Genomic DNA, 11,569 nt, shown 5'->3' with positions numbered 1-11,569 from the left:
CCTACCACCGGTACGTACGGATCGTGGCGACACCGTGCCTCGCTCTGTCATGCCCTGCTCAATAGCGCAATCACCGTCACCGTCACCTCTCTCTTCGCCCTGCCCTGAATCCGCCCTGCCCTGCTGCGGCCGCCGCCGAGGGGAACCGTCATGGCACCCGAACCACCCCTGCTCACCATGTCCGGCATCACCAAGTCGTTCCCCGGCGTCCGCGCCCTCGACGGCGTCGACCTGCGGGTCCAGGCCGGCGAGGTGCACTGCCTCCTGGGCCAGAACGGCGCCGGGAAGTCCACCCTCATCAAGGTCCTCGCGGGCGCCCACCAGCCCGACGACGGCGAGATCACCTGGCGCGGCGAACGCACCACGCTCCGCTCCCCGATCGCCGCCATGCGGCTCGGCATCGCCACCATCTACCAGGAACTCGACCTGGTGGAGGGGCTGTCCGTCGCCGAGAACGTCCACCTCGGGCATGAGCCGACCGCCGCCGGGTTCGTCGTCCGCGGCCGGGCGGCGCGGGCGTCGACGGCCGCCCTGCTCAAGCGGCTCGGGCACGGTGAGATCGATCCCGGCCGGCTCGTCGGCGACCTCTCCGCCGCCCAGCGGCAGATCGTCTCGATGGCCCGCGCCCTCTCCCACGAGGTCCGCCTCATCGTCATGGACGAGCCGTCCGCCGCCCTCGACCCCGACGAGGTCGACAACCTCTTCCGCATCGTCGGCGACCTCACCGCGGACGGCGTCGCCGTCATCTACATCTCCCACCGCCTGGAGGAGATCCGCCGCATCGGCGACCGGGTCACCGTCCTCAAGGACGGCCGCGCCGTCGCCGGCGGACTCCCCGCGAAGTCCACACCCACCAAGGACGTCGTGGCGCTGATGACGGGTCGCAACGTCGAGTACGTCTTCCCCGACCGGCCCGCCGAACCACCCACCGCACCACCGGTGTTGACCACTCGCGGCCTCGCCCGCGAAGGCGAGTTCGCGCCCCTCGACCTCGAACTGCGCCCCGGCGAGATCGTCGGCCTCGCCGGGCTCGTCGGCTCGGGACGCTCGGAGATCCTGGAGACCATCTACGGCGCCCGCAAACCCAGCTCAGGTCAAGTGACGGTCGACGGACGGGTGTTGCGGCCCGGCAGCGTGCGGGCCGGCGTCCGCGCCGGGCTCGGGCTCGCCCCCGAGGAGCGCAAGGCGCAGGCCCTGCTCATGCTGGAGTCCGTCACCCGCAATGTCTCGGTCTCCTCCATGTCCCGCTTCAGCCACGGCGGCTGGCTCGACCGGGGCGCCGAACGCGAGGCCGCGCGCGCCGCGACGCGCGAGCTGTCCCTGCGCCCCGACGAGCCGTCCGTCCCGGTGCGCACCCTGTCCGGCGGGAACCAGCAGAAGGCCGTCCTGGCCCGCTGGCTGCTGCGCGGCTGCCGCGTCCTGCTGCTCGACGAGCCCACCCGCGGCGTCGACGTCGGTGCCCGCGCCGAGCTGTACGCGGTGATCCGCCGGCTCGCCGACGAGGGCCTCGCCGTCCTCCTCGTCTCCAGCGAGGTGCCCGAGGTGCTCGGCCTCGCCGACCGCGTCCTGGTGCTCCGCGAGGGCCGCGTCGTCCACACCGCACCCGCCCGTGACCTCGACGAACACCGCGTACTCGACCTCGTCCTAGAAGGGAGCCCGGCGGCATGACCCAGCCGGCACCGGCGGCCGAGGCCGCCACCCGCAAGACCGCCCCCGCCGACAACGGCCGCCCGTGGCGCGCCACCGTGGCCCGCGCCGACGTGCGGACGCTGTCCCTGCTCGGTGTGCTCGCCGTGCTGATCCTGATCGGCGGCATCACCCAGCCCGACTCGTTCCTCGACACCGACAACGTCCAGCTGATCCTCACCCAGGCCTCCGTCATCGGCGTGGTCACCGTGGGCATGACCTTCGTGATCATCTCCGGCGGCATCGACCTGTCGGTCGGCGCGATCGTCGCGCTCGCCTCGGTGTGGGCGACGACGGTCGCCACCCAGGAGTACGGATTCGCCGGCATCCTCTTCACCGCCGTGCTCGTCGGCATGGGATGCGGCCTGGTCAACGGCCTGCTCATCGCGTACGGCGGGATCGTGCCGTTCATCGCCACCCTCGCCATGCTGGCCTCGGGCCGCGGCCTCGCCCTGCAGATCACCGACGGCAAGACCCAGATGGTCACCGTCGACGGCGTCCTCAGCCTCGGTGAGCGCGACTCCTACATCCTCGGCATCCCGCCGCTGGTCATCGTCTTCGCCGCCGTCACCGTCGTCGGCTGGCTGCTGCTCAACCGCACCACCTTCGGGCGGCGCTCGGTCGCGGTCGGCGGCAACGCGGAGGCCGCCCGGCTCGCCGGCATCGACGTCCGCAGGCAGCGGCTCTACCTGTACCTGCTCTCCGGCCTGTGCTGCGGCATCGCCGCCTTCCTGCTGATCGTCCTGGCCGGTTCGGGCCAGAACACCAACGGCAACCTGTACGAGCTCGACGCCATCGCCGCGGTGATCATCGGCGGCACCCTGCTCAGCGGCGGCCGGGGCACCATCACCGGCTCCGTGCTCGGCGTGCTGATCTTCACCACGATCCAGAACATCTTCGCGCTCAACAACCTGGAGACCGCGACCCAGCAGATCGCCAAGGGCGCGATCATCGTCGCCGCGGTGCTCGTCCAACGACGTACGGCCCACACATCCTGAGCTGAGGGGTTCACCCATGCCAACCAACACGAGCCGCAGAGGACTCCTCTTCGGAGCCGCCGCGCTGTCCTCCGGGGCGCTCCTGACGGCGTGCACCAGCAACGAGTCGAAGGACGACGACTCCGACGACAGGTCGCAGCAGGTCGCCGACGACAAGCCGGGCAAGAAGGTCACCATCGGCTTCGCCGGCCCCCAGGCCGACCACGGCTGGCTCAACGCCATCAACGACAACGCCAAGAAGCGGGCGCAGAAGTACCAGGACGTCACCCTGGAGGCCACCGAGGGCTCCAACGACACCGCGGCCCAGATCGGCCAGGTCGAGACGCTCATCAACAAGAAGGTCGACGTCCTGGTGATCCTGCCGGCCGACGGCAAGGCCCTCACCCAGGTCGGCCTGAAGGCGATGAAGGCCGGCATCCCGGTCGTCAACCTCGACCGCGTCTTCGCCACCCCGCAGGCCTACCGCTGCTGGATCGGCGGCGACAACTACGGCATGGGCCTGAGCGCGGGCCACTACATCGGCGAGAAGCTCAAGGGCAAGAAGAACGCACGCGTCGTCGAACTCGCGGGACTCGACAACCTGGAGCTCACCAAGCAGCGCTCCAAGGGCTTCGACGACGCCCTGAAGAACTACTCCAACATCGAGAAGGTCGCCCGCCAGGCCGCCGACTTCACCGTCGAGTCGGGGCAGTCGAAGATGTCGCAACTGCTGCAGGCCCAGAAGAACTTCGACGCCCTGTGGAACCACGACGACGACCAGGGCGTGGGCGCCCTGCGCGCCATCAAGCAGGCGGGCCGCGACGACTTCCTGATGGTCGGCGGCGCGGGCGCGCTCTCCGCGATGCAGGCCATCGAGCAGGACAACAGCGTCCTGAAGGCCACCGTCCTCTACCCGCCCACCATGGCCGCCTCCGCCATCGACCTGGCCCGCGCCCTCGGCCAGGGCAAGGGGATCGGCGGCATGGCGGAGTTCGAGATCCCCTCGTTCGTCACCTGCTACTCCGCCGTCGTCGACAAGGACAACGTCGGCCAGTACATGTCCACCGGCTTCAAGTGATGCGCACGCCCGCACCCCCCACCGAGCGTTTACCAGGAGGAGTACCGCATGCGTGAGACGGAAACCGAGGCAGGGTCCGATTCCGGGCCGGCCGGCAAGCGGCCGCTGGGAGTGGGCATGGTCGGCTACGCCTTCATGGGCGCCGCCCACTCCCAGGGCTGGCGCACCGTGGGGCGCGTCTTCGACCTGCCGGTGCGGCCGGTGCTCTCGGCCGTCTGCGGCCGCGACGGCGGCGCCGTGCGCGCCGCCGCCGACCGGCTCGGCTGGGCCGCCGCCGAGACCGACTGGCGCGCCCTGATCGCCCGCGAGGACGTCGACCTCGTCGACATCTGCACCCCGGGCGACAGCCACGCCGAGATCGCCGTCGCCGCCCTGGAGGCGGGCAAGCACGTACTGTGCGAGAAGCCGCTCGCCAACACCGTCGAGGAGGCCGAGGCGATGGCCGAGGCCGCCGAACGGGCCCGCGCCCGGGGCCAGGTGGCCATGGTCGGCTTCAACTACCGCCGCGTTCCGGCCCTCTCGCTCGCGAGACGGATGGTCGCCGAGGGCCGGCTCGGCGCGTTGCGCCACGTACGCCTGACGTACCTTCAGGACTGGCTGGTGGACGCCGGGTTCCCGCTCACCTGGCGGCTGCGGAAGGACCGGGCGGGCTCCGGGGCGCTCGGCGACCTGGGCGCACACATCGTGGACCTCGCACAGTTCCTGGTCGGCGAGCCGGTGGCCGGGGTGTCGGCGCTCACCGAGACGTTCGTCCGCGAACGCCCGCTCCTGGAAGGCGCGTCCAGCGGCCTCACCGCCGAGGCCGGCAGCCGTCTCGGCACGGTCACGGTCGACGACGCGGCCGTCTTCACCGGCCGCTTCGCCTCCGGCGCCCTCGCCTCCTTCGAGGCCACCCGCTTCGCCGCCGGACGCAAGAACGCTCTGCGGGTCGAACTCAACGGCTCCGAGGGCTCGTTGGCGTTCGACCTGGAGCGCCTCAACGAGCTCTCCTTCCACGACCACACCGAGCCCGCCGCGTCCTCCGGCTTCCGCCGCATCCTCGTGACCGAGCCGGAACACCCGTACCTGGAGGGCTGGTGGCCGCCGGGACACGGCCTCGGCTACGAGCACACCTTCGTCCACCAGGCCCGCGACCTGCTCCTCGCCATCGCCGAGGGAACGCGCCCCGAGCCCTCCTTCGCCGACGGCCTTTGCGTGCAGCGCGTGCTCGCCGCCGTGGAGGAGAGCGCGGCGAAGAACTCCGTGTACACGCCGATCCCCGCCTGAACCCGCCGATTTCGCCCGAGGGGGCCCTGGACATGCCACGCCAGTTCACGCTCTTCACCGGCCAGTGGGCCGACCTGCCGCTCGAAGAGGTCTGCCGGCTCGCCCGCGACTTCGGCTACGACGGCCTCGAACTCGCCTGCTGGGGCGACCACTTCGAGGTCGACAAGGCGCTCGCCGACCCCGCCTACCTGGATGGGCGGCACGCACTGCTCGACAAGTACGGCCTCAGGTGCTGGGCCATCTCCAACCACCTCGTCGGCCAGGCCGTCTGCGACGCGATCATCGACGAGCGGCACCAGGCGATCCTGCCCTCCCGCATCTGGGGCGACGGCGAGGCGGAAGGGGTGCGGCAGCGGGCCGCGGCGGAGATCAAGGACACCGCGCGGGCGGCCGCGGCCTTCGGCGTCGACACGGTCGTCGGCTTCACCGGCTCGTCCATCTGGCACCTGGTCGCGATGTTCCCGCCCGCCCCCGCATCGATGATCGAGCGTGGATACGAGGACTTCGCCGAGCGCTGGAACCCGATCCTGGACGTCTTCGACGCCGAAGGCGTGCGGTTCGCCCACGAAGTGCACCCCTCCGAGATCGCGTACGACTACTGGACCACGCACAAGGCCCTGGAGGCCGTCGGCCACCGCAGCGCCTTCGGGCTCAACTTCGACCCGTCGCACTTCGTGTGGCAGGACCTCGACCCGGTCGGCTTCCTCTACGACTTCCGCGACCGCATCTACCACGTCGACTGCAAGGAGGCCCGGCGCCGCCTCGACGGCCGCAACGGCCGCCTCGGTTCCCATCTGCCGTGGGGCGACCCGCGCCGCGGCTGGGACTTCGTCTCCGCAGGACACGGCGACGTCCCCTGGGAGGACGTCTTCCGGATGCTGCGCTCCATCGCGTACGAGGGCCCCATCTCGGTGGAGTGGGAGGACGCGGGCATGGACCGGCTGCAGGGCGCCCCCGAGGCCCTCGCGCGGCTGAAGGCGTTCGACTTCGAGGCCCCGACGGCGTCGTTCGACGCGGCGTTCGGCGGCTCCGACTAGGGCGGCCCCCGTCCCTGTTTGTCCATTGACAGGAAAAAGTTCAACTTCCGTGCTGCGTAAGGGCTTTCCGCCCGGGACAAACGTGGCTACCGTCCTTGAGGTGTACAGGACATGAAACTCTCCGGGGTGACGGCGCACCCCGGCGCACGGCGCACTCGCCCCCGTACGACCGCCCCCCCATCCGGAGGAACCCCCGTGCACAGGAAACGTCCGAGACTCCGCACGACGCTCGCCCTCCTCACGTCCACCGTGCTCACCGGCGCCGGGATCGCCCTCGCCGTCCCGCAGGCCGGCGCCGTCCCGGCGGATCCGCCTGCGAAGGCCGCCGCCGCCGAGGACTTCCAGCAGGTCACCCTCGCCAAGGGCGAGCCCGAGATGGGCGAGCCCATGACGCTCGCCGTCCTCCCGGACCGTTCGGTCCTGCACACCGCCCGCGACGGCACACTGCGCCTCACCGACGCCGCCGGCGACACCAAGGTCGCGGGCAAGATACCCGTCTACTCCCACGACGAAGAGGGCCTCCAAGGCGTCGGCATCGACCCGAAGTTCAGCGAGAACCGCGCGATCTACCTCTACTACGCGCCCCCGCTGGACACCCCCGCGGGCGACGCCCCGGAGACCGGCACCGCCGAGGACTTCAAGAATTTCGACGGCGTCAATCGCCTCTCCCGCTTCGTCCTGAAGGCCGACGGCACGCTGGACGCGGCCAGCGAGAAGAAGGTCCTCGACGTCCCCGCCAACCGCGGCATCTGCTGCCACGTCGGCGGCGACATCGACTTCGACAAGGACGGCAACCTCTACCTCTCGACCGGCGACGACTCCAACCCCTTCGCCTCCGACGGCTTCACCCCCATCGACGAGCGGGCGAACCGCAACCCCGCCTTCGACGCCCGGCGCAGCGCCGGCAACAGCAACGACCTGCGCGGCAAGATCCTGCGCATCAAGGTCGCCGACGACGGCTCCTACACGGTCCCGGACGGCAACCTCTTCGCCAAGGGCACCGAGAAGACCCGCCCGGAGATCTACGCGATGGGCTTCCGCAACCCCTTCCGGCTGAGCGTCGACAAGCCCACCGGCACCGTGTACGTGGGTGACTACGGGCCCGACGCGGGCGCCGCCGACCCCAAGCGCGGCCCTGCCGGACAGGTCGAGTTCGCCCGCGTCACCAAGCCCGGCAACTTCGGCTGGCCGTACTGCACCGGCAAGAACGACGCGTACATCGACTACGACTTCGCCACCGGCACCTCCGGCTCCGCCTTCGACTGCAAGGCACCGAAGAACGACTCGCCGCGCAACACCGGACTGACCGACCTGCCGCCCGCGCAGGAGGCCTGGATCCCCTACGACGGCGGCTCCGTGCCCGAGTTCGGCTCCGGCTCCGAGTCCCCGATGGGCGGCCCCGTCTACCGCTACGACGCGGCCAACGACTCCCCGGTGAAGTTCCCCGAGGCCTACGACGGCGACTTCTTCGCCGGCGAGTTCGGCCGCCGCTGGATCAAGCGCATCGAACAGGGCGCCGACGGCACCGTCTCCAAGATCAACGCGTTCCCATGGACCGGCACCCAGGTCATGGACATGGCCTTCGGCCCTGACGGCGCGCTGTACGTCCTCGACTACGGCACCGGTTACTTCAACGGCGACGAGAACTCCGCCCTGTTCCGCATCGAGAACGCCACCGACGGCCACTCGCCGGTCGTGGAGGCGGGCGCCTCGGTGACCAGCGGCCAGGCGCCGCTGAAGACCAAGTTCACCGCCAAGGCCACCGACGCCGACGGCGGGACGCTCACCTACGCCTGGGACTTCGGCGACGGCGGCAAGTCGACCCAGCAGAACCCCACGTACACGTACAAGAAGAACGGCGTCTACGCCGCCACCGTCACCGTCAAGGACTCCACCGGACGCACCGGCTCGGCCAGCGCGCACGTCACCGTCGGCAACACCGCGCCCAAGGTCACCCTCGAACTCCCCGGTGACGGCCAGCTGTTCACCTTCGGCGACAAGGTGCCCTTCAAGGTGACGGTGAGCGACAAGGAGGACGGCCCGATCGACTGCACGAAGGTCAAGGTCACCCACATCCTCGGCCACGACAGCCACGGCCACCCGGTCACTTCCGCCAACGGCTGCGAAGGCACCCTCCAGACGTCCGCGGACGGCGAGCACGACCCCAACGCCAACATCTTCGGGGTCTTCGACGCCGAGTACACGGACAAGGGCGCGAACGGGCAGCCCGCGCTGACCACCCACGACCAGAACATCGTCCAGCCCAAGCACCGCCAGGGTGAGCACTACGGCGACTCCAAGGGCGTCTCGGTGATCAACCACACCCCCGCGCACGGCGGCAAGACCGTCGGCGACATCCACAACGGCGACTGGGTCTCCTTCAAGCCGTACATCCTCGGCAACGTCACCAAGATGGACGCCCGGGTCGCCTCGGCCGGCTCCGGTGGCACCCTGGAAGTACGCAGCGGATCGGTGACGGGCCGGCTCCTCGGCTCCGTGAAGGTCGAGCCGACCGGCGGATGGGAGACGTACAAGGACGTCAGCACCGCCATCAGCAAGCCGCCCACCAAGACCACCACGCTCTACCTGGTCTTCAAGGGCACGGGCACCGGCGCGCTCTACGACGTGGACGACTTCACGTTCACCACCAAGGCCGCCGCCGGCCGGAAGGGGTGAGCGCGATGCGCGGACGAGCACGCATCATCACCGCGACGGCCGCGGCCGCCCTGCTCATCGGCTGCGCGTCGGGTCCGACGGCCGCCAAGCCGAAGCCGGACCGGGAAGGCGAGCGCGTCCTCGTCTTCTCCAAGACCGCGGGGTTCCGTCACGACTCGATCCCCACGGGCATCGCCACCGTCAAGGAACTGGGCGCGCAGAACGGCTTCGCCGTCGACGCCACCGAGGACGCGGCGGCCTTCACCGCCAAGAACCTCGCCCGGTACGACGCCGTGATCTGGCTCTCCACCACGGGTGACGTCCTGGACGCCGGGCAGCAGACGGCGTTCGAGAAGTACATCCGTGGGGGCGGCGCCTACGTCGGCATCCACGCCGCGGCCGACACCGAGTACGACTGGCCCTTCTACGGCTGGCTCGCCGGCGCCTACTTCCAGTCGCACCCGGCCGTCCAGCCCGCGAAGGTCCACGCCGAGGACCACGCGCACCCGGCCACCGCCCATCTGGGCACCGGCAGCTGGGACCGCACCGACGAGTGGTACAACTACCGCTCCAACCCCCGCGACCGGGCCCGCGTCCTCGCCACCCTCGACGAAGCGTCGTACACCGGCGGGACCATGTCGGGCGACCACCCCATCGCCTGGTGCCAGAACCTCCAGGGCGGCCGCTCCTTCTACACCGGCGGCGGCCACACCAAGGAATCGTTCGCCGAACCCGCCTTCCGCCAGCACCTGTTGGGCGGCATCCGCTGGGCCGTCGGCGCGGTCCAGGCCGACTGCCGGCCCGAACAGGGCTACACACCCGTCTTCGACGGTACGGCGGCCTCCCTGGAGAACTGGAAACAGGCGGGCCCCGGCTCCTTCGCCCTCGACGAGGACGACGGAACCCTCACCACCACCGGCGGCATGGGCATGCTCTGGTACGACCGGCGCGAACTCGGCTCGTACTCGCTCAAACTCGACTGGAAGATGTCCGGAGACGACAACTCGGGGATCTTCGTGGGCTTCCCGCCCTCCGACGACCCCTGGTCGGCCGTGGACAACGGATACGAGATCCAGATCGACGCCACCGACGTCCCCGAGAAGACCACCGGTTCCGTCTACGGCTTCCGGTCCGCGGACCTGAAGAAGCGCGACAAGGCACTGAACCCGCCGGGGCAGTGGAACACCTACGAGATCCGCGTCGAAGGCGAACGCCTGCGCGTCTACCTCAACGGCGTCCAGATCAACGACTACACCAACACCGACCCGGCACGCAGCCTGCGCCAAGGACACATCGGCATCCAGAACCACGGCGACGGCGACGAGGTGTCCTTCCGCGACATCCGGCTGAAGGAACTGCCGCCGGCCCGCGGAACCGGACCATACGTGCCACCTGCATCACCCGTCGGGTCACCTGTATCACCCGCCGGGTCACCTGTATCCCCTGTCGTGCCATCTGAATCACCCGCCCCGACCGGTTCGGACGCGGGTCGCTAGACGGCGGCGGGCGGAGGACGCCGGACCTCCGCCCGCCGTCTCACACACCGCACCTCACGTACCCCGAGCTCCCGCGCCGTGCCCCGAGCTCTTCCGTTCCTGGCAGGAGGCAGCCGTGTCCACATCCGCGACCTCAACATCTGCGCCCTCAACTTCCCCCCACGGTGACTCCCACGGGACCTCCCACGGAGACTTCCAGGGGAGCTCGCCCACCGGCGTCTGGCTGATCGGGGCACGCGGCTCGGTCGCGACCACCGCCGTCGCGGGCTGCGCGGCGATCGCGGCCGGTCTCCACCCACCCACCGGCATGGTGACCGAGACACAGCCGTTCCTCGACCGAGGCCTGCCAACGTTGTCGACGCTCGTCTTCGGCGGCCACGACACCACCAGCTGTCCGCTGCCCAAACGTGCCGAAGAACTCGCCGCGGGCGGCGTCCTGCCACACGGAGTCCCCTCCGCCGTGCGCGCCGAACTCGCCGCCGCCGACGCCGAGATACGCCCCGGCGGCCCCCAACCCGGCGACACCCGCAGCGACGACGAACTCATCGACGCCTTCGCCGCCGACCTGCGCGACTTCGTACGACGCCGTGGCCTGGCCCGCGCGGTCGTCGTGAACGTCGCCTCCACCGAGCCACTCCCCGCCCCCGACGCCGACCGGCTCCCCGCGAGCTCCCTTTACGCGGCGGCCGCGCTGCGCGCCGGCTGCCCCTACGTCAACTTCACCCCCTCGACAGGACTGCACCACCCACGCCTCGCCGACGCGGCCCGCGCCTCGGGCCTGCCCCACGCCGGCCGGGACGGGAAGACCGGCCAGACCCTGCTGCGCTCGGTGCTCGGCCCGATGTTCGCCCAACGCGCCCTCGCCGTCCGCGCCTGGTCGGGCACCAACCTGCTCGGCGGCGGCGACGGCGCGGCCCTGGCCGACCCGGCGGCCGCCGCCGCGAAGAACGCCGGCAAGGAACGCGTCCTCGCCGACACGCTCGGCGCCGCCCCCGAGGGCGAGGTCCACATCGACGACGTGCCCTCCCTCGGCGACTGGAAGACGGCCTGGGACCACATCGCCTTCGACGGCTTCCTCGGCACGCGCATGGTCCTCCAGACCACCTGGCAGGGCTGCGACTCGGCCCTCGCCGCCCCTTTGATCCTCGACCTCGCCCGCCTGATGGCCCGGGCCCACGAAAACGGCCTCACCGGCGCGCAGCCCGACCTCGCCTTCTACTTCAAGGACCCGGACCCGGGCGCCCCCTCGGCGCTGGGCGAGCAGTTCGCGCAACTGGTGGGGTTCGCGGGGCGGTTGGGGGAGGGGGCTTGAGGGGGGTTGGTGTGGCGGGTGTGGCGGGGGTGGTGAGTGTGGCGGTGGGTGTGGTGAGTGGG

The 11,569-nt window shown here is 70.8% G+C and carries 8 protein-coding genes; all 8 read left to right on the top strand.

What is annotated here, in order from left to right; genetic code table 11:
• The first annotated feature begins 150 nt into the window (after positions 1-150).
• The 8 genes from ACZ6CV_RS16035 to ACZ6CV_RS16000 all read left to right on the top strand — a co-directional run bounded on the left by ACZ6CV_RS16035 (position 151) and on the right by ACZ6CV_RS16000 (position 11,507).
• Positions 151-1,668 carry a sugar ABC transporter ATP-binding protein gene (locus tag ACZ6CV_RS16035; protein ID WP_469251373.1) on the top strand — a complete coding sequence of 506 codons (1,518 nt, stop codon included), beginning with the start codon at positions 151-153 and terminating at the stop codon, positions 1,666-1,668.
• Positions 1,665-2,684, top strand: coding sequence for an ABC transporter permease (locus tag ACZ6CV_RS16030; protein WP_358706909.1), 1,020 nt, complete (start codon positions 1,665-1,667; stop codon positions 2,682-2,684). The genes ACZ6CV_RS16035 and ACZ6CV_RS16030 overlap by 4 nt, the downstream gene beginning before the upstream one ends.
• 16 nt (positions 2,685-2,700) lie before the next feature.
• The gene (locus ACZ6CV_RS16025) at positions 2,701-3,741 is read left to right on the top strand and encodes a substrate-binding domain-containing protein (protein ID WP_469251372.1); all 1,041 of its coding nucleotides are present in this window, start codon (positions 2,701-2,703) and stop codon (positions 3,739-3,741) included.
• A gap of 48 nt (positions 3,742-3,789) precedes the next feature.
• On the top strand, positions 3,790-5,007 hold the full coding sequence (locus ACZ6CV_RS16020) for a Gfo/Idh/MocA family protein (RefSeq protein WP_469251371.1): 1,218 nt from the start codon (positions 3,790-3,792) through the stop codon (positions 5,005-5,007).
• A 32-nt stretch (positions 5,008-5,039) separates the two neighbouring features.
• Positions 5,040-6,044, top strand: a complete 1,005-nt coding sequence (locus ACZ6CV_RS16015) for a sugar phosphate isomerase/epimerase family protein (RefSeq protein ID WP_469251370.1) — start codon at positions 5,040-5,042, stop codon at positions 6,042-6,044.
• A 195-nt stretch (positions 6,045-6,239) separates the two neighbouring features.
• Entirely contained in the window at positions 6,240-8,720 is a 2,481-nt protein-coding gene (locus ACZ6CV_RS16010; protein ID WP_469251369.1) for a PQQ-dependent sugar dehydrogenase, read from the top strand.
• 5 nt (positions 8,721-8,725) lie between these two features.
• Positions 8,726-10,195: a ThuA domain-containing protein gene (locus tag ACZ6CV_RS16005; RefSeq protein ID WP_469251368.1), complete on the top strand. Its 1,470-nt coding sequence runs from the start codon at positions 8,726-8,728 to the stop codon at positions 10,193-10,195.
• A 223-nt stretch (positions 10,196-10,418) separates the two neighbouring features.
• Positions 10,419-11,507: an inositol-3-phosphate synthase gene (locus ACZ6CV_RS16000; RefSeq protein ID WP_469251492.1), complete on the top strand. Its 1,089-nt coding sequence runs from the start codon at positions 10,419-10,421 to the stop codon at positions 11,505-11,507.
• Positions 11,508-11,569 lie beyond the last annotated feature (62 nt).

The organism is Streptomyces sp. NPDC041713, from assembly GCF_055591085.1.
The sequence above is the reverse complement of the archived record's forward strand: the minus strand, read 5'-3'. Positions and strand labels throughout refer to the sequence as shown.

Coding starts and splice junctions, on each gene's coding strand:
- ACZ6CV_RS16035 (WP_469251373.1), top strand. CDS start 151: ATGGCACCCGAACCACCCCTGCTCACCATGTCCGGCATCACCAAGTCG.
- ACZ6CV_RS16030 (WP_358706909.1), top strand. CDS start 1,665: ATGACCCAGCCGGCACCGGCGGCCGAGGCCGCCACCCGCAAGACCGCC.
- ACZ6CV_RS16025 (WP_469251372.1), top strand. CDS start 2,701: ATGCCAACCAACACGAGCCGCAGAGGACTCCTCTTCGGAGCCGCCGCG.
- ACZ6CV_RS16020 (WP_469251371.1), top strand. CDS start 3,790: ATGCGTGAGACGGAAACCGAGGCAGGGTCCGATTCCGGGCCGGCCGGC.
- ACZ6CV_RS16015 (WP_469251370.1), top strand. CDS start 5,040: ATGCCACGCCAGTTCACGCTCTTCACCGGCCAGTGGGCCGACCTGCCG.
- ACZ6CV_RS16005 (WP_469251368.1), top strand. CDS start 8,726: ATGCGCGGACGAGCACGCATCATCACCGCGACGGCCGCGGCCGCCCTG.